We start from the raw sequence: 20,822 nt of genomic DNA on the forward strand, positions 1-20,822 counted from the left end.
TTGAAGGTCTGTGCGCCTAGGAATCCATGGCTTCAACACTGCAAGCGGTTCCGGAGCGCATTAGGCGATAGACCCATTTTCATTCGCTGTGCTTGGTCGATCCGTGACCCGCTTTAAATCAACAAAGTGCGTTCCGAACAGAATTGGCCAAATGCAAACATGCGCAACCTCAATCCCTTCGAGTGTGGCAGCCACTGAGCGAAACGCCCTGAAACCGTGAATTCTACTGCCGACAGGTGATGCGAGCATCGCTGAGAGGGGCATTTGATCCATCAATGGGCCGGTGATCCTGCGCGATTATGTTGTTCAGTCAGAAAAACCGCGTGTTACCTCAATCTATTTTCGGTTTCACCATCAAAGAAAAGCACATCCGATTCACTAAAATCGACTTGTAAAGCACTGCCTTCTGGAATTTCACGATCATCACGGGTCTCAACAATCATCTTGAAGCCATCCGCCGCCACTAGATAGTCGTATGAAATGCCACCTAAATGCTCTCGAATATCCAGTTTGATATCTGACTCTCCTTCGGTAATCGAGAGATGCTGGGGACGGACACCAACATACACCGGGCACCCTTCTGCGGGTAAGTTAACAGATGTTTTGACCATCCGGTTACCCAAAATCGGAATGCGAATGGCGCCGTTCTCAACAATACCTTCGATGAAATTCATGCTGGGCGAGCCGATAAAACCAGCAACAAATTTGTTATCCGGGTCGCGGTAAAGGTCCATCGGCTTACCAACTTGCTCAATCCGGCCAGCGCGTAACACAACAATTTTGTCGGCCAAGGTCATCGCTTCGACTTGATCATGGGTTACGTAGACCATTGTGGCCCCAATTTCATTGTGCAGGCGGGCGATTTCAACCCGCATGTCAACGCGCAACTCTGCGTCCAAATTGGACAAGGGTTCATCGAACAAGAACACATCTGGACCACGTACAATAGCCCGGCCAATTGCCACGCGTTGACGTTGCCCACCCGACAACGCCTTGGGTTTACGTTTTAGATACTCGTCCAGCTTTAGGATGCGGCTAGCCTCACCCACCTTTGACCTGATCTCATCCTTGGGGTGACCATTCATCCGCAGGCCAAACCCCATATTTTCTTCGACCGTCATATGCGGGTACAGAGCATAGGTCTGGAACACCATTGCCACCCCACGGTCCGAAGCGTCCAGATGAGTAACATCGCGCTGGCCAATTTCTATTTGACCCGATGTGGTTTCTTCAAGACCGGCAATCATCCGAAGCAGAGTGGACTTGCCACAGCCTGAAGGGCCAACAAAAACGCAAAACTCCCCATCATCGATATGCAAATCCACATCATGAATAACCTGAGTTTCACCATATTTCTTGACAACGTTCTGAAGGTTTACGCCAGTCATGTGTTTTTCTCCTGGAACTTATGTGGGGAACTGCCACGGAGTGGCTTCGTTGCCGATGCGTGTAGTTGCGTCCAGCAGCACCTCGCGAAAGGTCTGCAAACTTTCAGGCGAGTGGCGTGACGTAGAACTGGCAATGGAGACCGCTCCAACGACTTTGCCATTGCCCAATAAAATGGGGGCGGCGATGCTGATGATGCCCTGCTCGTGTTCTTCCCGATCATAGGCAAGGCCTTCGGCACGGATCTGTTCAAACTCAACCTTCAGGCTTTCAACGTTGTCGTGGGTATTGGGCGTATATTTGACAAATGCCTGCTGTCGTAGAGCCCGCTCCAAACGGTCCGGAGACATAAAAGCCAAAATGGCTTTGCCAACCCCGGTACTGTGAGCTGGGGCAACGCGTCCGGTCTGGGCCAGTGTCTCAAAAAGCGCAGAGGCACGTCGCTTGTCCACGAACAGAACCTGTCCATTCTCCATTTGGGCCAGATGGATTGTTTCATTGGCCGCAGCAGCCAGCTCGTCCAAAATTGGGGCAGCAACGGAGGACAACGACGATTGGCTCCAGGCTGAATGCGCCATGCGCACCAACCGCAAACCAAGCGAATAGGTTTGCTGATCCGAGTCGTAGTGCAGCATCTCTTGATTCGTTAACGTTTGTAGAAATCGGTACAAAGTAGCCTTGGGGTGCGGAGATTCCGCCAATAGCTCACCAAACCGAACAGGGCGGCTCTTTGCAGCCACCGCATCAAGAATTTCCAAAGCTTTTCCAACAGTTCCGTCTCCAGATCCCTTGGTTTTGTTTGGTTTAGCCATCGTCTTCTCCGAGATTCTCATTCGCATACCGCGTTGAGAGTGTTGACATCGTTAAGCTGTTTCCAGCATAGTTTCAATAGTTGAGATTTGGTTTCATTATTTGGAACTAAAGCTAAATGTCAAGAGGGAGGAACACATGTTTAAAAAACTCACCACGGCAGCGGCTGCGCTTGCCATAACCACTGGCCTTGCATCGCCTGCACTGGCTGAATTGACTGGAACCCTGAAAATCTTTTCAGATATGTCCAATCCTGCCCCACGCGCGGTGATGGAAGGTCTGGCATCGGACTTTGATGCGTTGCACCCAAATCTGACCGTCGAACTGACCGTCATTGACCGCGAAGCGTACAAAACCCAGATCCGTAACTTCCTGTCCGCCAACCCACCCGATGTGGCCAACTGGTATGCAGCCAATCGCATGGGTCCATATGTATCTGCCGGTCTGTTCGAAGATGTCAGTGACCTGTGGGCTGAACCGGCGATCGCCGACAACCTAGCCTCCACAAAATCAGCGATGACAATCGATGGTAAACAATGGGGCGTACCCTATACCTATTATCAGTGGGGCGTTTACTACCGCAAAGACATCTTTGCTGAACTCGGGCTGACCGAACCATCCAACTGGGACGAAGAACTGGCCAACTGCCAAAAAATCGTCGACTCGGGTCGCGCTTGCTACACGATCGGCTCCAAGTTCTTGTGGACTGCTGGTGGGTGGTTTGACTACCTGAACATGCGTACCAACGGTTTTGACTTCCACATGCAGTTGGCCCGTGGTGAAGTAAAATGGACCGATGATCGTGTGCGTCAGACCTTTGCCAACTGGCGACAGTTGATCGACATGGGCGGATTTGTTGCCAATCACCAAACCTACAGCTGGCAAGAAGCCCTGCCCTTTATGGTCAACGGTGAAGCCACTGCGTATCTGATGGGCAATTTTGCTGTTTCGCCGTTGCGTGAAGCAGGTCTGGATGACAGCAAGCTGGATTTCTACCAGTTTGTAGAAATCAACCCAGACGTCGAAATGGCTGAAGATGCACCAACCGACACCTTCCACATCCCTGCCAAGGCTGAAAACAAAGAGGCCGCCCGCGAGTTTCTGCGCTTTGTTGCGTCCTCAAGTGTTCAGACCAAGATCAACTCGGGGGAGGCCCTTGGTCAGCTGCCTGTGAACGCACAGTCTTCGGTTGATGCTGACAAGTTCCTCGAACAGGGCTTTGACATGTTGTCGTCAAACAGCCCCGGCGGTGTAGCCCAATTCTTTGACCGGGATTACCCCGCCGAAATGGCAGCAGTTGCCATGGAAGGGTTCCAGGAATTTATGGTTATACCGGATAATCTGGACGACATCTTGGAACGCCTCGAGGCCGTGCGTCAGGATGTTTACTAATCAATCGAACTTCGGTAGGGCGGTTTATCCGCCCTGCCCTTTTATGTCGCTGTTTTAGCGACCGCGCAGGATACTGATCAGATGAGCAATGCCCCCCACTCCTCGGTCCCGGTTAAGACATTCCACCCCGGCTTTGTGGCGCGTAACCGGCAGGTCATTACGCCCCTTCTGTTTCTCGCCCCAGGCATCCTATTCTTCCTATTTTACGTGATCTTTCCAGTAATCCAGAGCTTCAACCTGTCTTTTTACAAATGGGATGGTTTGGGTGAAGCCGAATATGTCGGCCTGAGAAATTACGAGAAGCTGCTAAATGACCGGGCTTTTGAAGTGTCCTTGTGGAACAACTTCAAATGGCTAATCCTATACCTGTTGGCGATACCGGCGGGTCTGTTCATTGCGCTGTTTCTAAACCAAACAGTGACCGGCATTCGCCTGTATAAGTCTTTGTTCTTTTTCCCCTTTGTCATCAGCCAGGTTGTTGTTGGCCTAGTTTTTACATGGTTTTACGATCCAACTTTTGGTCTGTTGAATACGATTTTGGAACAATTTGGATTGGAGCCACTGAACGTCCTGGGTGATCCCAATCTGGCCACCTATGGCATTATTCTTGCGGGTCTGTGGCCGCAAACCGCTTATTGCATGATCCTGTATCTCACTGGCCTGAATGCAGTGGACCCCGAGCAAATCGAGGCTGCGCGATTGGATGGAGCCAAAGGGTGGCGGATGTTATGGCATATCATCATCCCGCAACTGCGCCCTGCGACCTTCATTGCCTTTGTGGTCACTATCATCGGAGCACTACGCTCGTTTGATCTGATCTCGATCATGACTTACGGCGGTCCATTTGGATCTACCAGGGTGTTGTCCTTTTATATGTTTGAAAAAGCGTTGAGCGAATATGGCTTCCGCATGGGATATGGTGCCGCAATTGCTGTTGTGTTGTTTGTCATCATGTTGGCCTTTATCGCCTACTTCCTGTGGTCGATGTACCAAGACGAAAAAGGGGCACGCTGATGTTTCCCAGACCTATCGAAAAGTCCTCACGCAGCTGGCAAATGACCTATCAGTCTCTGCTGCCGGTTGCCCTGACACTGTGGCTGCTACCACTGATCGCCGTTGCCATTTTCTCAATCAAACCAGACACCGATTTCACATCGGGAAATTACTGGGGCCTGCCCAGTTCATTCGAAGGTTTCAACAACTACGGCAAGGTGTTTTTCGCCTCGGATATGCCGCGCTATTTGATGAATTCTGTTCTGATCACAGTGCCAACCGTCATCGGCGCCGTTGCCCTGTCCTGCATGACCGGCTTTGCCCTTGGAATTTACAAATTTCGCGGCAACCTGATCCTGTTCTTCATGTTCATTGCGGGTAATTTTGTGCCGTTCCAGATCCTGATGGTTCCAGTCCGCGATCTGACATTGGATTTAGGGCTGTATAACACCAAGACCGGACTTGTGCTGTTCCACATCGCTTTTCAAACTGGCTTTTGCACTTTATTCATGCGCAACTTTATCCGAGCCCTTCCCTATGAGTTGATCGAAGCAGCCCGGGTCGAAGGTGTCGCAGAATGGCGGATATTCTGGTACGTTGTTTTGCCGCTGATGAAGCCCGCAATTGCCGCGCTGTCTGTGTTGATCTTCACCTTTATCTGGAACGATTATTTCTGGGCCGTGGTGCTGACCCAAGGCATTGAAAGCCAACCTGTGACCGCAGGCATTACATCTTTCAACGCGCAATATCGCGCAGCCTATCATCTGATGAGCGCGGGCTCGATCGTGGCTGCCCTCCCCCCTGTGGCGATGTTCTTCTTGATGCAGCGCCACTTCATTGCTGGTTTGACACTAGGAGCGGTGAAGTGAGCAACGAAACACAGGTCTGGCGGATCGATGCGCCGGGGCAAACTTTGGTTCTATCCTCAAACGGTGGGCTTCCCGGCGCCGTCTACTGGGGCCCTGCTCTGCCAGCCGCGGCGGATCTAAATGCAATCGCCAGCGCTACAACCCGCGATGTCACCGGCGGCATGATTGACAGCTTGCCGACATTGACCCTGTGTCCGCAGGCCGCCGAAGGCTTTCAAGGACAGCCTGGATTGGTAGCCTACCGAAACGGCAAACCGCTGCATCCGCAATTCAAACTAACCACAACTGACGGACAGTGCGTTACCTGCCGTGATGATGTCCTTGGGTTGACCCTATTTTTTAATATTGAGCCCGTTGGCGAAACACTTGCCGCCACAACAACACTGACCTCTGACGATGAAATAGCCTTGCATCACCTGTCCGCGCCTGTGGTTCCCGGCCCGCAGGCAGGTAAGGATATCATCGATTTTGCTGGGCGGTGGATTGGCGAGTTCCAGACGCAGTACACGCCATGGCGCTCTGGTGTCCATATGCGTGAATCACGCACAGGCAGGTCCGGGCACGAGCATCCGCCATTGGCCTATTTTCCAGAAGCAGATGCAACCAATACATCTGGCACCGTTTTTGCTATGCAATATGGCTGGTCCGGTGGCCATGTCATGTACGCCGAGGAACTATCTGATGGGCGCCGACAAATCCAATGGGGTCACGCCACGGGATCCCAACGCGCAGGAACCAAATTCAAAACTGCGCCGCTTTATCTGAGTGTGTCCGAAACCGGCATGAATGGATGTGCCGTGGCCTTCCAGCGCCTATTGCGTGATCACGTCGTAACCTGGCCCAAGCCAGACCTCCCCCGCCCCGTGCATTACAACTGTTGGGAGGCAGTCTATTTCGACCACAATGCCGATATGTTGATGGATATAGCCACCCAAGCCGCCGACCTTGGCGTCGAGCGGTTTGTGCTGGACGACGGCTGGTTTGGTCATCGCGACGACGACACCTCATCCCTAGGCGACTGGGATTTTGATCCTCGCAAGTGGCCCGACGGACTGACGCCGCTGATCGACCATGTTCATAAGTTAGATATGACATTTGGTCTCTGGTTTGAGCCAGAAATGATCAACATAAACAGCGATCTGGCACGGGCTCACCCGAATTGGATACTGGGGCCGCCCAACCAGATTGAAGGTCGTCAGCAACGGGTGCTCGACCTGGCAAACCCAACTGTCCGCGCTCACCTGTATGGCAAAATCTCCAGCATTTTGTCGTCGAATGACATCGACTATATCAAATGGGATCACAATCGCCTGTTGCCCATCTCCGATGCAGCTCAAACCGAAGGCGTTTATGAACTGCTTCTGGATCTACGCACCGCCTTTCCGAAGGTTGAAATTGAAAGCTGCGCGTCGGGGGGCGGAAGGATTGATGCAGGCATTCTCAGTCTGACCCAGCGGGTGTGGCTGTCAGACAGCAACGATGCGTTGGAACGCCTGCGTATACAGCACGACGCCGCGTTAATGTTACCCGCTGCAATCACCGGCAGCCATGTGGGGCCGCGCCAATGTCACACATCTGGCCGAATGCATGACATTCACTTTCGCGCTTGGGTGGCGGCCCAGCGGCATATGGGATTCGAAATGGACCCCCGTGAGCTGAGTGTGGAAGAGGCGGATGTCCTACGTCGTGTGACCGGCTGGTGGAAGGCCAACCGCAGCTGGACTATGGGTGCAGACATCCTGCGTTTGGACAGCGCAGATCCCAGCGTCATTGCCGAACAACAGATGGCGCAAGACGGTAGTCAATTTGTGGTTTTTGTCGGCAAAACCGCCACCGGCACCCAAATCCTGCCACGCCCATTGCGGCTGACAGGTTTAACACCACATGCCAACTATGAAGTCGCCCTGACAAATCGAGACGAGATCCATCACCTGTCACGTGGATCAACCCCGTTGAAAGAGGGGCCGCTGACCCTGGACGGCCAATATCTGATGCAACACGGGCTCACCCTGCCCTGGTCATTCCCAGACCGCATGTGGGTGATCGAAGGAAGACGGATATGACCAAGAAAAGGCGCAGCAGCGCGTGGTACGGCAAACACGACAAAGATGGGTTTATTCATCGTAGTTGGATGAAAAATCAGGGTTTTCCGGATCATGCCTTTGATGGGCGTCCCATCATTGGCATCTGCAACACTTGGTCAGAGCTCACCCCCTGCAATTCTGGCCTGCGCGATCTGGCCGAGGGCGTCAAACGGGGTGTCTGGGAAGCGGGTGGCTTTCCCGTAGAATTCCCGGTGATGTCACTGGGTGAAACCCAGATGAAACCCACCGCGATGCTGTTTCGCAATCTGCTCGCAATGGATGTCGAAGAGTCGATCCGCGCGTATGGAATCGATGGTGTTGTTTTACTAGGTGGCTGCGACAAGACCACCCCTGGTCAGCTGATGGGGGCGGCTTCGGTTGACCTCCCCACCATCGTCGTTAGCTCAGGGCCGATGCTGAATGGCAAATGGAAAGGTAAGGATATCGGTTCTGGCACCGATGTTTGGAAATTCTCCGAAGCTGTGCGCGCAGGGGAAATGACGCTTCAGGACTTTATGAATGCCGAAAGCGGTATGAGCCGCTCCAAAGGCGTTTGCATGACTATGGGCACGGCCTCCACCATGGCCTCGGTAGTCGAGGCGATGGGCATGTCTCTGCCTACCAATGCCGCCCTGCCTGCCGTGGATTCCCGCCGCATGGCGTTGGCACATCTGACCGGCAAGCGCATTGTGGAAATGGTCGATGAGGACATAAAGCCTTCTGATATCATGACGCGCGAAGCCTTTGAAAACGCCATATTGGCCAATGCAGCAGTTGGTGGGTCGACAAATGCAGTGGTTCACTTGCTGGCAATGGCTGGTCGCGTTGGCGTTGACCTTGCGCTGGACGATTTTGAGCTGGGCAGCGAAATCCCGTTGTTGGTCAACTGCATGCCATCGGGAAAATATCTGATGGAGGATTTCTGTTATGCGGGCGGGATGCCTGTGGTGTTGAGTGAACTTGTCAAGCAAGGCCACCTGCGCAATGCACAGACCGTTCTGGGTGGCGATATCCATGCCTATGCCGAAGGGGCCGAGTGCTACAATGACAATGTAATCCAGAGCTATGACAGTCCAGTCAAGCCCGCTGCAGGTCTGCGGGTGTTGCGTGGAAATCTGGCACCGCGTGGGGCGATCATCAAACCTTCGGCAGCCTCGGATCATCTGCTGGAACACGAAGGCGAAGCCTATGTGTTCGACAGTATCGAAGACATGAAAGCCAATATCGACCGCGACGATCTGCCAGTAACTGCAGACAGTATTCTGGTGCTTAAGGGCTGCGGCCCCAAGGGCTATCCGGGGATGCCGGAGGTCGGCAATATGCCCATCCCGCGCAGGTTAATCACCCAGGGCATCAAAGATATGATCCGTATCTCGGATGCACGGATGTCAGGCACAGCCTTTGGCACCGTCATTTTGCACGTCAGCCCCGAAGCACAGGCCGGCGGTCCGCTGGCGCTTGTTAAAACCAGCGACCGAATTCGCGTCTCAACCAGCACTGGCGCATTAGAACTTCTGATATCTGATGCAGAAATGGACGCTCGCCGCTCTGAATGGCAACCGGATGAACCCCATTACACACGTGGGTATGCCAAGATGTATGTCGACCACGTTTTACAGGCCGACAAAGGCGCTGATCTGGATTTTCTGGTGGGCAAAGATACCCGCCCTGTCACGAGAGAGAGCCACTAATGCAATCCTCAGCTACATTTCATGATCTCAATGGCGCTTCAGTTTTCATCACCGGCGGTGGGTCCGGTATTGGCGCGGCCCTGACCGAAGGTTTTTTGCGGCAGGGTGCCAAGGTTGCCTTTGTCGGGCGGTCGGATGCCAGTGAATTCGTGGATCAGATGGAACAGGATATCGGTGCGCGTCCCTTGTTCATTCAATGTGACATCACCGACATTCCCGCGTTGCAGGCCGCCATCGGTCAAAGTGCCGAGGCCCATGGCCCCATCAAGGTTCTGGTGAATAACGCCGCCAATGACCAGCGCCATCAAACCGCCGAAGTGACTGAAGAGTTCTGGGACTGGTCGCAGGAAATCAACCTAAAGGCCTATTTTTTTGCCTGTCAGGCCGTTGCTGAAGGCATGAGACAACTGGGCGGCGGGTCGATTATTAATTTCTCATCGATCAGCTATATGATGGGCAACGCGGGTTACCCCGCCTATGTCACCGCCAACGCCGGCATCAATGGCATGTCACGGGCTCTGGCACGCGAGTTTGGTCCTGACCACATCCGCGTGAATGCCTTGGCTCCCGGTTGGGTCCTTACCCAAAAACAATTGGACCTCTGGGCTGACCCAGATGCCTTGGCCGCACATCTGGAGCGCCAGTGTCTTAAGGATCATCTTGAACCACAAGATATTGTTGACGCCGTGTTGTTTATGGCTTCTCAGACCAGCAAGATGATGACCGGACAGACAATGGTCGTCGATGGTGGCGTAGTGGTAACTGGATAATGACACAGACAACTGAACAACTGGCATGGATCGCAGCAGACTGGGGCACATCAAACCTGCGGATCTGGCTGATGGAGGACACTGGTGATGTCCTGCACCGGATCAGCGCAGACTGCGGTATGGGCAGCCTGACGCCGGATCAATTTGAGCCAGCATTGATGAAGCTGATCGCTGAACATCTGCCAAATGAGCGGACTGTCCCGGTTGTCATCTGCGGTATGGCCGGGGCGAAGCAGGGCTGGGCAGAGGCGCCTTATGCTGCAGTGCCCAGTGAACCGCCTAACGCGACGACGGCCACCAGGATCAAAACCAAAGACAACCGCATTGATGTCTACATCCTGCCCGGAATGAAACAAAACGCGCCCGCCGATGTGATGCGCGGCGAAGAAACTCAGATTGCCGGTTTTCTGGCCACCAACCCCAAATTTGACGGGGTGATATGTCTGCCCGGCACCCACACCAAGTGGGTCCATATCAGCGCGCGCGAAGTGGTCAGCTTCCGCACCTTTATGACCGGGGAGCTGTTCGCGCTGATCGCCGATCAGTCGGTATTGCGCCATTCCACAGCATCCAGTGATTGGGATGTCGAAGCCTTTACCGCTGCTGTGGATGATGCCATGTCCAACCCGGCGACACTGGCGTCAAAATTGTTTTCGATCCGAGCTGAATCCTTGCTGCACGGGCAAAGCAACGCAGTTGGTCGTGCCAAGGTTTCAGGCCTGCTAATCGGCGCTGAACTGGCAGGCGCGCGGCCTTACTGGTTAGGGCAGAACATTGTCATTCTTGGCGAAGATGGACTTTCATCTGCTTATCAAGCCGCTTTGTCCGCGCAGGGTTTACCGGTGCAAACGGTACCATCAGAAACTATGACTTTAGCCGGCCTCTGCGCCGCTTACTTGGCCCTAGAAAGCAAACCTCAATGACCCGCGAAATCATCGCCATTCTACGCGGCATCCAGCCACACGAGGCCTGCGCCATCACAGATGTCCTAATTGAGACTGGTATCACCAAAATCGAAGTGCCGCTAAACTCACCGCAACCACTGGACAGCATCGCCGCGATGCTTGCCCACGCAGGGGATCGGGCAACCATTGGGGCCGGTACGGTTTTACAGGTCGACGATGTTTCCAAGCTGGCCCGGATCGGCGCTCAGATGGTGGTTTCGCCAGATTGCTGCGCAGATGTCATCACGGCCACCAAATCCGCAGGCATGTTGTCTTATCCCGGTGTTCTGACCCCAACCGAAGCCTTTGCTGCCCTGCGCGCAGGGGCCGACGGGCTGAAGTTTTTTCCAGCCTTCAAACTTGGACTAGATGGGTTGTCTGCACTCAAGGCGGTTTTGCCAACGGTGGTAAAAACATATGCTGTTGGCGGGGCTGGGCCGGACAATTTTGCCGATTGGCAAGGGGCAGGTATTACCGGTTTTGGCATTGGCACCGGCATCTACAAACCCGGCTTCAGCGCTCAGGATGTTGCAGCTCGCGCTGCTGAAATCGTCGCGGCTTATGACAAGGCATTTGCATGACAACCGCCCAGATCTTTAGTGACACCCGTTGCACCTTGGGAGAAGGCCCCCTGTGGCACCCCGAGCGCCAACAACTGTTCTGGTTTGACATTCTATCCAAGCAGTTGCTTACGATTGTTGACGGCGAGCAGCGGCATTGGCAGTTCGACGAATGTGTTTCTGCGGCTGGGTGGGTGGATCACGACACACTGATCTTGGCCAGCGCTTCCGCCCTTTGGCGTTTCGATATTACAAGTGGCGAACAGGAATATCTGATCGAGCTGGAAGCGGACAATCCTGTCACCCGGTCCAATGATGGCCGGGCTGATCCCTGGGGTGGGTTCTGGATTGGTACCATGGGGTATAATTGTGAACCCGGCGCAGGGGCGATCTATCGCTACTATCAGGGCGAACTGCGAAAACTGGTACCAAACGTCACCATCAGCAATGCCATCTGCTTTGCCCCGGACCGATACTGCGCATATTACACGGATACGGCCAAAGGCCGTATTTTGCGCCAACCTCTGAACGCAGATGATGGCTGGCCCGAGGGCAAGCCTCAGCTCTTTGTTGACCTGTCGGATCAGAGTTTTGGCCCGGACGGCGCGGTCGTGGATGCACATGGCAATCTGTGGAATGCACAATGGGGCGCGTCACGTGTGGCCTGCTATTCTGTTGACGGTAGTTTCAAGACCGCACTGCCCGTCCCAGCAAAACAAGCCTCCTGCCCTGCTTTTGGCGGCACTGACCATACAACACTGTTTGTGACCACTGCAGCTGAAGGCGACGATGCGCCAGAAGCTGGCCAAACTTACCAATTCAACACTGATGTCGCAGGTCAGCGCGAGCATCAAGTTCTTCTCTGAGGTCCCCATGCAGCGCACTCTTGGCACCTGCTATTACCCTGAACACTGGCCTTCAACGATCTGGGCTGACGACGCCCGTCGCATGGTTGACGCAGGCCTGACCTGGGTCCGTATCGGTGAATTTGCATGGTCGCGGATAGAACCCCAGCCAGGGCAGTTAAATTGGGACTGGCTGGAGCAGGCGATCGATGTGCTTGGGCAAGCCGGTTTACAAGTTGTGCTGGGAACGCCAACTGCAACACCGCCTAAATGGGTGCTCGACAAACATCCCGACATGCTTGCGGTGGATGCAAATGGCAACCCGCGCAAGTTTGGGTCTCGCCGACATTATTGCTTTAGCCATGCGGGTTATCTGGATGAATGCCGCCGTATTGTTACCCTTCTGGCCGAACGTTATGGTCAAAACCCCTATGTCGCGGCCTGGCAGACCGACAATGAATATGGGTGCCACGACACAGTCATTTCTTACTCTAATGCCGCACGCGATGCCTTTCGTCATTGGCTACGTGAGAAATTCCCCAGCACCAACGGCGATGCCGGTGATATCAACGCGTTGAATACCTCCTGGGGCAATGTGTTCTGGTCGATGGAGTATTCCGACTTTGACGATATTGACCTGCCCAACCTGACCGTTACGGAACCCAATCCATCTCATGCACTGGCGTTTCGCCGATTCAGCTCGGATCAGGTTGTTGCCTTCAATCGCGTGCAGTCGGACATCCTCCGTGCCCATTCAACAGCACCAATCGCCCACAATTATATGGGTCGGATTACCGAATTCGACCATTACAAGGTCGGTGAAGATCTGGATATCGCCAGCTGGGACAGCTACCCGCTTGGTTTTCTCGAAGATCGTGTTGGCGCGTCACCCGAGCACCAACGTGCCTATGCCCGTCAGGGCGACCCGGATTTCCAAGCCTTTCACCATGATCTGTACCGCGCTGTCGGGCGCGGCCGCTGGTGGGTGATGGAACAACAACCGGGCCCAGTGAACTGGGCGCCCTACAATCCGGCCCCTTTGCCCGGTATGGTTCGTCTGTGGACTTGGGAAGCCTTTGCCCATGGGGCGGAAGCGGTCTGTTACTTCCGCTGGCGACAGGCGCCTTTTGCGCAAGAACAATTGCACACGGGCATGCTGCGCCCCGATAGTATTGATGCGCCCGCAATTGTTGAAGCACGACAAGTGTCAGCTGAACTGGCGGTGGCCCCGGATGTGCAGCCGTATCGCGCACCAGTTGCCTTGATTTTTGACTATGATGCGGACTGGGCCTGGACAGTTCAACCGCACGGCCAAGGCCTGAGTTACTTCGGGCTGGTTTTCGACACCTATCGAGCCCTGCGCCGGGCGGGAATGTCCGTAGATATTTTACCGCCAGACAGCGATGCGTTTGACGCCTATTCTGTCATCTTGGCTCCTGGCCTGATGCATATGCCCGAACCCTTAAAACATGCACTTGCCGATAGTCCTGCGCAGGTTGTGATTGGCCCCCGCGCTGGAGCGCGAGATGGCAATATGGTCATTCCAATTCCGGCACCGCCTGCCCTAGCCGGCTTAGATGTCACCGTTTCCCGCGTAGAGAGCTTCCGCCCGGATATGCCAGTCCCCCTAACCGGCGGCGGCGCTGTAATAGGTTACTTCGAAGAACTGGAAGGCACCGCCAAGGTCGAATTGCAGAGCTCCTCCGGCCAGCCAGTGCTAATGACAAGTGGGAATATCAGCTATTTGGCGGCGTGGCTGGATGATCCAGGCATGGACAGAATGATAAAACAAACTTGCCAGGTTGCAGGAGTGGAAACCATGTCCATGCCTGAGGGAATTCGCATCCGTGACACAGCAACCGAAAGGTTTTGGTTCAATCACTCAACATCCACCGTAACAACCAAGGCCGGAGAACTTTACCCAGCCGACGTGGTTCGCGTTCCAAAAATCTAGACTACGAGCGGCGCTCCGAGCGTTTCGGTTTGATCTTTTCCAATGACCGACAGGTGATTTGCAAAATCGCAGAGTGGGGCGCTGCTGTAGAATGGCTTTGTCCCGTCCGAAATAGACAACGACAGGCCTAATCATTGGGCAGACCACTTGGCACCCTATCCGGTTCGCCAAAAGGCGGAGTGAGAATACTCTTCCCGGTCAAGCTGCCTAGAAATTCCACAAGCAGGCTGACTTCTTCGTCACTCAGATCAACTTTCCCAATATCCAGAGCGTGCTGCTGCCGTTGCAGCTCGCGTTGATCTTGCCAGATAACAAAATCAATTTCGCTGAACCAAGGTGCCGATGGCAACACGGCCATCGCTGGGCGCCAATTTGCCCATGATCAGCTGGGATCCAGATGATGTCGAATAATACCGTCGAGATCGCCGTTGTCCAACAAATCAACTGGCAGCACAAATTTGATGTCAAACTTAGAATGGATGGCCTCGATGTCATCCCCTGGTACATCCATCGCCGCAAGATAGGCCCGCCCATAATGCGCCCATATCAGACCAAAGGAGCTGAACGGTTGACCACCCTCACGCAGCGGACCAGGACGTTGGTGGTGGTCAAAGATCTGCGCCTCGCCATCATAAGCACCTCCTACATCGAAAATGATCTTATGAGCCGCCGGCGTGACCCATTGCCGATCCCTACTACGTAGCAGCTCCGCCTGAGGAAACAGGCGTGTGAGCACCACAGAAGACAACAGCTCGTCCGCATGGAAGCCGCCTGAATGGGTGACAAGATGGGTGATGGTCATGTGAGCGTTCCAACAGGTTGGTCAAACGGAAAAGGCGACCAGATGGCCGCCATCAGAAGGATGTCACGGCTTGTTTGTCAAAGGTATGCAGCCAGATCAAGAATTAGATTGAAGAAGAGAAAACATACTTCGATCAGCACGGATGCGTCTTCTTAGATCTTGGCCCAATCAACAACTCCTTGGACGTCCCTTTCGAGGTGAAGCATTGATTATCTCGACCCTGCAGCGAACGTTCGCCTTTAGTGCCAAAATTCGTATGGTGCAGCAATCAGGCCACTTCTCTCTCCCCTCACGGTAGCGAACGAACGACCCCGAGCAAACCTTGGCGAATTTACATCTAACGGCTGCTCACAGCCCTTCTACACATTGATGCGCAGTGCAGCATCCGGGACAAAGGACGGCATGCGACCAGTCCGCGTTTCGTTCGAACAACCGCTGTGTGGAACATTCAGGCTAGCAATTGATGCATAAATGGAAGCCGACATCCGCAGTTTCGAAACGTCCTCTACAGTGTTGGCGGGCTTAAAACATCATCAACTCATTTCATGGCACTCCTAATTGGTTTCGTTTTCGAAAACTTTCTTCACGCAATGGAACAGTAGAAGTATTCTTTCTCAATTCACTAGGCGAGCTAAATAGTTGTACGCACAAGGTGCTCTCATTCATGAGGTCAAGTTGGATGCGATACCCTTCAGGTAGTATGGAGTGGCAAAATGCGAAAAGTAGTTCAGTCAATTGCCTTTAGATTATCCATACCAATCCCACTGTTTTTCCTTCTGTGTATGGGCGTCGCTTGGTTTGTCATTCCGCGCGTCTTGGAAAACAGCACCATTGCTTTTGCGACGTCATCAGCAACCAACGTAGCGAACCAAATAAAGAGAATTCGAGGATACTACACCGAGAACGTGGTTATGGATGTCGAGGCTTCCAGCAATGTCTCAGTTGGGGTCGAACACAAAGACGACCCGAATATGATTCCGCTTCCAGCCACATTTGTCCACGACATTAGCAGGCTGTTTGCCGATCAGGACATTAGCCTCTTGCTATATAGCGCCTTTCCATTTCCAGATCGAGCAAACCGCAAAGTGGACAGTTTCATGCAAGAGGCCTGGATCTACTTGAACGAAAATCCAAAAGGCACATTCACGCGTCAGGAAGTCGAGAATGGCGTGACCTTTCTTCGCGTTGCAGTGGCAGATCGGATGGTGGCCCAGACCTGTGTCTCCTGTCACAATTCACACCCCGACTCGCCAAAGACCGATTGGCAGTTGGGAGATGTGCGGGGAGTGTTGGAAGTACGTGAAAATGTCCAAGCTCCCCTGGCTGCCTCACTTGAGTTGACGCGAAACATCCTGATTGGCGTGGCTTTGGCCGGGCTTGGCCTCCTTCTAATAGTGTGGTTCACCACTCGGACCATCATTCGACCCGTCACAAAAATCTGCGAAAGTATGGATGCCTTAGCTGCGGGCAATATGGATAGTGAAATTCCAACGGCAAATCGTGGTGATGAACTGGGTCAGATCGGCAAGGCTCTGGTTAGCCTGCAGGATGATCTAAAGCGAGCGCACGATGCTACGTCGGCACGGGCTGAGCAAATGGAAGCTTTACTTGATGCGTTGCCGGACAACTATTTTCGGCTCGACAAAAATGGGACTATTCTGGACTATCGGATTCATCCCGGGCTTACCATTAGCGATGATCCAGTTGCACATCTGGGTCACACGGTTTTCGATACACTGCCGCCTGGCCCCTCCACCTTGCTAAAAGAAAACATGACGAAGCAGCGAGCCAAGAAGAAAATTGTAAGCTGGGAGTACAATTTGGAGTTTGAGGGCAAACTGCGGTTCCGCGAGGCGCGCCTTTGCCCAATAGCTGGGAGTGATGAGACTGTCTTAGTCGTTCGTGACATATCAAAACGGCACCAAGCCGTGAGGCAAAGTGCCCTGGTCGAGGCCCGACTAGAACGGATTGTTACCAGCCTTCCAGGGGCGGTTCTCAGTCGTAGGGTATCTGAAGATGAGGGTTCTGTTGCCATCTACGTCAGCTCAAAAAGTGAAGAGATCTGGGGCTACACGCCAGAAGAGGTCTACGCCACTAAAGGTGTTCTTGAAGCTACGATTGATCCGGATGGTACAGCAGAATTAAAACAGCTTCTGTCTGATGCAGTGAAAAATCGTGAAACCTACTCACATCGGTATCAGGTTACAACGCGTTCCGGCGAACGTAAGTGGTTAGAAACTCACACCAATGGTACTCTTCAGACGGATGGGAGCATACTGACCGACGGGTTCGTTACTGATGTTACCGCCGACGTTAGGGCTCAAGAGCACATGCGCGCTCAACAAGAAGTGGCAGACCGCGCCCAAAAACTCGATAGCATTGGGCAACTAACTGGAGGTGTGGCGCATGACTTCAACAACCTTTTGGCTGCAATTATGTTCAGCCTTGAGCTGTTGCGCGACGATGAAGCGGATGAACAACACCTGACCCTGATAAACAATAGTCTCACCGCTGCCCAGCGAGGGGCCGATTTGACACGCAGCATGCTGGCATTCGCAAGCCAAGCAAGTCTGGACCCCAGCCTAATTGATCTCAACGATTTGGTGAATGAAACCCACAGTTGGGCCGGACGCACACTGCCATCTAGTATTACAGTCAAAACGTCTCTGGGGGAGAAATTGTGGCCGATCATGGCGGACGCCAGTTCGACAGAAAGCGCGCTATTGAACCTGCTCGTTAACGCCCGAGATGCCATGCCGGAAGGGGGCAATCTTACAATCGAAACTATGAACGTGCGTTTTGACGAAGGATACCTTGATGCGCGCCAGAAGAAGATGGCGCCTGGTCAGTATGTAATGCTGGCAGTCAGCGATACTGGACATGGTATTCCGGCTGAATCATTGGAACGTATATTTGAGCCTTTCTTCACAACTAAGGCTCCCGACAAAGGTACAGGCCTTGGCCTGTCAATGATATTTGGCTTCATGCAGCAGTCTGGCGGCACGGTACAGGTCTACTCAGAGCCTGGTGTTGGAACGACTTTCAAACTTTATTTTAAAGCACGCTACGATGAGGTGGACATCAGAGTGGCCGCGCTGGTGAATGTGGAAAGTCTCCAGGGCAATGGCCAGAAAATTCTTGTTGTCGAGGATGATGAAAATGTTCTTTCAATACTGATAAAAATTCTAAAAAAATCAAATTACGTCGTAACAACAGCAAGATCTGGGGATGAGGCCCTCGCATTGTTTGAGGCAAATCCCACATTCGATTTACTCCTGACGGATATCATGATGCCTGGAAACCTTAAGGGGGCTGCATTAAGCCGTGCAGTTCGCGAGATAGTAGCCGAATTCCCGGTAGTCTTCATGTCCGGTTACGCGAGCGAGGCAACTGTACAGGGTAACGGTTTGCGATCTGAAGACATTCGCCTGATGAAACCCATCATGCGCGCAGATCTATTGGCCGCAATTAAGAAATCTCTGATCGCTTGATCTAAGGATCAGTTGGATAAAAACGGGCACGGACAACAGAGAGGATTTTGCATCACCCGATGTTCCCTCAAAGGGGAGTTTTAGCGCCGAAGGTATCGTAGTCATTCAGTGCAACCAAATCAGTTCCTGTTTTGAAGGAGCCCAACCAGCCGGTCACGAATGTCGAAAAAGGACAGTCGTGTCACTTTGAATAGATCACTCATCCACTTCGACACGCTCGAGCAATCGGGAGGTCTCAATACCCATTCCCAGAGTGTGCAGGTCTTTGTAAGCTTTGTCCCTACTGAACTTTCGCAAGGCATGAACAAGCGGCGCTAGCTCGCGAATTTTGCCAGAGATGTGATCATACCCTGGGCGCTTGAGTTTCGATGCAGGAACCGGAAGGCGCTCACGGCGTTCATTCTCAGCATCTATGGCAGCCTGAACACTCTAAACAAAAGACTTGATCGTCGGACGCTCAGCATCCCAGAGCGTATCAAGCAGGACCTTGAGCTTCTTTTTGAACGGATACGCCGTCAGTCGACCGCTTCGCCAACGATCAAGCTCCTGCCGGTGATTTTCTCGCGTCTAAAAAGCTTCGCTTGCCCAAAGCGGATCGCCCGAACAGTGCTGCAAAATCCGACACCCTCGACGCCAATCAGAGCAAGGAAATTGTTGACGCTGATTGGCCTATCGACCGTCTTCAGCCCCGCAACGACGAATGCATCAAGCTGGGGTTCAGGATCTCGAGCCGAGTGGAACAGCTTTGCATTATGGAGCTCAATCGGATGGATGTTGCCCTCTGTGACTGTCCGCACGTCATCGCAAATGTTACCATTGGCTGCCTGTTTGATGCGGTCCATCGTAGCCCGGTACTCGAAGGTCCGGGCAATCCGTTCTGGCTTGACCGAAATACAAAACCGGCGACCACTTCTGAATGAAACTCGGTAATCAAAGAAGTGCTCGGACGTCTTGCCGTTTGGGCGGACAAACGGCAACGACGCCAGTTTGCTCTTCAATGTCTATAACATCTGGACGGTAGATAAAGCACAGCGCGGCGTTGTGCTCGGTCAAACTTCCAAAGCCTAGCCTCTGACGGTGTTCGCCATGGTTGAAGACCCGTTCTCTGACGAAGTGGCCCTTCGATGACTTGGGGATCCTACGTTTCGCACGGCTCGGCAGTGACTTTCTATGCGAGCGGCGCAACTCGCGCTCCAGGAATTCGCGGGGCAAAGAGAAGGTGTCATCACCCAGCTCAACGCGGGTGACCGACGGGATTGTTAAATTGGTGTTGTTCGACTGTTGGTCTGCATTTTGTTTCGCCTCAAAGCACAAGCTTCGTGGTCTCGAACCGAAATACGGTCGAGTGGTTTTCGTGCTATTCTTCTGGAATTTTGCCTCAGAGGACGGCTGGGTTCGGGGTATCAGCTGGGCGCCCCCCCGAACCCAGCCGTTTCGTATTCGTTCGTTTTCACTGTTGCCGTTAACCTCTTCGTTGGCTTTCGTTGCTTGCCCAATCTTTAGGTAAGCGGTGGTTGTGAAAGTTCGCAGAACAAATTACCGGAATAATGTTTCCTATAATTTTCCATAACTTCCAACCTCTTACACGAAATAGATTTTGAGATGGCCAACTTTTATCGATGCGAGTTAGACTTGCAGCGGCCTCGTTGCACCCTTGTTAAGTGCGACTCGGGCCAACTCTCAATGCCTTTGAGCCAGTACCATCCGCGCCAGGCGTAGAGGAATACCGATCGCGTCGGCCCCCACCGATGGGCAGAAACTTTCCAATTCAATGTTTGGGAGAACTTTAAAGTGTCGACCTGCCTTGGGTTCTCAAGCCGGTACCAGCGCGAGAACGTTCTGGCCCATCGCTTGTCCTCTGTCACGTGAATGAGCATCGAGGTTGTCACGATGGTTGAACCCAAAAGTGGATGGCCCGTGGTCCAGATCTGCAGATTCAATTTACGCCCGTGTAGCACGAAAAGGTAGTCGGCCAAAAGTCGGCGCGTTTTTGTCTTCGCCGTCGGGATCAGTCCCGCTCAGGGCTGCGCGGAATGCGGCGATGCTGCCATCGAGTACGTCTTGAAGGTAGAGAGAAGGTGCAGCCATGAGCTTCCTTTCATTTTGCGTAGACCCCTCTCAAGCAGATGGCGGGCAACAAAAAGCTTGATTACGGCCTATTCTGTTGAAAAACTCACGGTTTTGGCGGCACTACATCACAGGATGAATGGCTTCCAACTCGATTTCACGGG

At 53.2% G+C, this 20,822-nt stretch carries 17 protein-coding genes and 1 pseudogene; 11 read left to right on the top strand and 7 right to left on the bottom strand.

Annotation, left to right across the window (positions count from 1 at the left end; all coding sequences use genetic code 11):
• Window positions 1-326: 326 nt before the first annotated feature.
• A complete protein-coding gene (locus AC2T28_RS23625; protein WP_486751068.1) occupies window positions 327-1,388 on the bottom strand; it encodes an ABC transporter ATP-binding protein in 1,062 nt (353 codons plus the stop codon).
• Window positions 1,389-1,406: 18 nt separating this feature from the next.
• Window positions 1,407-2,198, bottom strand: a complete 792-nt coding sequence (locus tag AC2T28_RS23630; RefSeq protein WP_486751069.1) for an IclR family transcriptional regulator — start codon at window positions 2,196-2,198, stop codon at window positions 1,407-1,409.
• Between the two features lie 136 nt (window positions 2,199-2,334).
• On the opposite strand from AC2T28_RS23630, the gene AC2T28_RS23635 reads away from it, so the two are divergent.
• From AC2T28_RS23635 to AC2T28_RS23680, 10 genes are all read left to right on the top strand, one after another.
• On the top strand, window positions 2,335-3,588 hold the full coding sequence (locus AC2T28_RS23635) for an ABC transporter substrate-binding protein (RefSeq protein WP_486751070.1): 1,254 nt from the start codon (window positions 2,335-2,337) through the stop codon (window positions 3,586-3,588).
• An 81-nt stretch (window positions 3,589-3,669) separates the two neighbouring features.
• Complete coding sequence (locus AC2T28_RS23640) at window positions 3,670-4,602, top strand: carbohydrate ABC transporter permease (RefSeq protein ID WP_486751071.1); 933 nt, start codon at window positions 3,670-3,672, stop codon at window positions 4,600-4,602.
• Entirely contained in the window at window positions 4,602-5,450 is an 849-nt protein-coding gene (locus AC2T28_RS23645) for a carbohydrate ABC transporter permease (RefSeq protein WP_486751072.1), read from the top strand. Before AC2T28_RS23640 ends, AC2T28_RS23645 begins: the two co-directional genes overlap by 1 nt.
• A complete protein-coding gene (locus tag AC2T28_RS23650; protein WP_486751073.1) occupies window positions 5,447-7,513 on the top strand; it encodes an alpha-galactosidase in 2,067 nt (688 codons plus the stop codon). Before AC2T28_RS23645 ends, AC2T28_RS23650 begins: the two co-directional genes overlap by 4 nt.
• Entirely contained in the window at window positions 7,510-9,225 is a 1,716-nt protein-coding gene (locus AC2T28_RS23655; RefSeq protein ID WP_486751074.1) for an IlvD/Edd family dehydratase, read from the top strand. Before AC2T28_RS23650 ends, AC2T28_RS23655 begins: the two co-directional genes overlap by 4 nt.
• Entirely contained in the window at window positions 9,225-9,995 is a 771-nt protein-coding gene (locus AC2T28_RS23660) for an SDR family NAD(P)-dependent oxidoreductase (RefSeq protein ID WP_486751075.1), read from the top strand. The genes AC2T28_RS23655 and AC2T28_RS23660 overlap by 1 nt, the downstream gene beginning before the upstream one ends.
• Window positions 9,995-10,918, top strand: a complete 924-nt coding sequence (locus AC2T28_RS23665) for a 2-dehydro-3-deoxygalactonokinase (protein ID WP_486751076.1) — start codon at window positions 9,995-9,997, stop codon at window positions 10,916-10,918. The genes AC2T28_RS23660 and AC2T28_RS23665 overlap by 1 nt, the downstream gene beginning before the upstream one ends.
• Window positions 10,915-11,520 carry a 2-dehydro-3-deoxy-6-phosphogalactonate aldolase gene (locus AC2T28_RS23670; RefSeq protein WP_486751077.1) on the top strand — a complete coding sequence of 202 codons (606 nt, stop codon included), beginning with the start codon at window positions 10,915-10,917 and terminating at the stop codon, window positions 11,518-11,520. The genes AC2T28_RS23665 and AC2T28_RS23670 overlap by 4 nt, the downstream gene beginning before the upstream one ends.
• Entirely contained in the window at window positions 11,517-12,365 is an 849-nt protein-coding gene (locus tag AC2T28_RS23675) for an SMP-30/gluconolactonase/LRE family protein (protein ID WP_486751078.1), read from the top strand. The genes AC2T28_RS23670 and AC2T28_RS23675 overlap by 4 nt, the downstream gene beginning before the upstream one ends.
• Window positions 12,366-12,372: 7 nt before the next feature.
• A complete protein-coding gene (locus tag AC2T28_RS23680) occupies window positions 12,373-14,298 on the top strand; it encodes a beta-galactosidase (protein ID WP_486751079.1) in 1,926 nt (641 codons plus the stop codon).
• A 127-nt stretch (window positions 14,299-14,425) separates the two neighbouring features.
• Here AC2T28_RS23680 and AC2T28_RS23685 read toward each other — a convergent pair whose 3' ends face one another.
• Both AC2T28_RS23685 and AC2T28_RS23690 read right to left on the bottom strand, forming a co-directional pair.
• Window positions 14,426-14,656, bottom strand: a complete 231-nt coding sequence (locus AC2T28_RS23685; protein WP_486751080.1) for a hypothetical protein — start codon at window positions 14,654-14,656, stop codon at window positions 14,426-14,428.
• Between the two features lie 57 nt (window positions 14,657-14,713).
• Window positions 14,714-15,100: pseudogene (locus AC2T28_RS23690) on the bottom strand (MYG1 family protein); the annotation flags it as partial.
• A 713-nt stretch (window positions 15,101-15,813) separates the two neighbouring features.
• Between AC2T28_RS23690 and AC2T28_RS23695 the strand changes: the two are divergent.
• Complete coding sequence (locus AC2T28_RS23695; RefSeq protein ID WP_486751081.1) at window positions 15,814-18,591, top strand: ATP-binding protein; 2,778 nt, start codon at window positions 15,814-15,816, stop codon at window positions 18,589-18,591.
• 515 nt (window positions 18,592-19,106) lie between these two features.
• Here AC2T28_RS23695 and AC2T28_RS23700 read toward each other — a convergent pair.
• The 3 genes from AC2T28_RS23700 to AC2T28_RS23710 form a co-directional block, all read right to left on the bottom strand.
• Window positions 19,107-19,589, bottom strand: a complete 483-nt coding sequence (locus tag AC2T28_RS23700) for a hypothetical protein (RefSeq protein WP_486751082.1) — start codon at window positions 19,587-19,589, stop codon at window positions 19,107-19,109.
• Between the two features lie 615 nt (window positions 19,590-20,204).
• A complete protein-coding gene (locus AC2T28_RS23705; protein WP_486751085.1) occupies window positions 20,205-20,549 on the bottom strand; it encodes a DUF6634 family protein in 345 nt (114 codons plus the stop codon).
• On the bottom strand, window positions 20,533-20,679 hold the full coding sequence (locus AC2T28_RS23710) for a hypothetical protein (RefSeq protein WP_486751086.1): 147 nt from the start codon (window positions 20,677-20,679) through the stop codon (window positions 20,533-20,535). The genes AC2T28_RS23705 and AC2T28_RS23710 overlap by 17 nt, the downstream gene beginning before the upstream one ends.
• Window positions 20,680-20,822 lie beyond the last annotated feature (143 nt).

The organism is Parasedimentitalea nitratireducens, assembly GCF_057444295.1.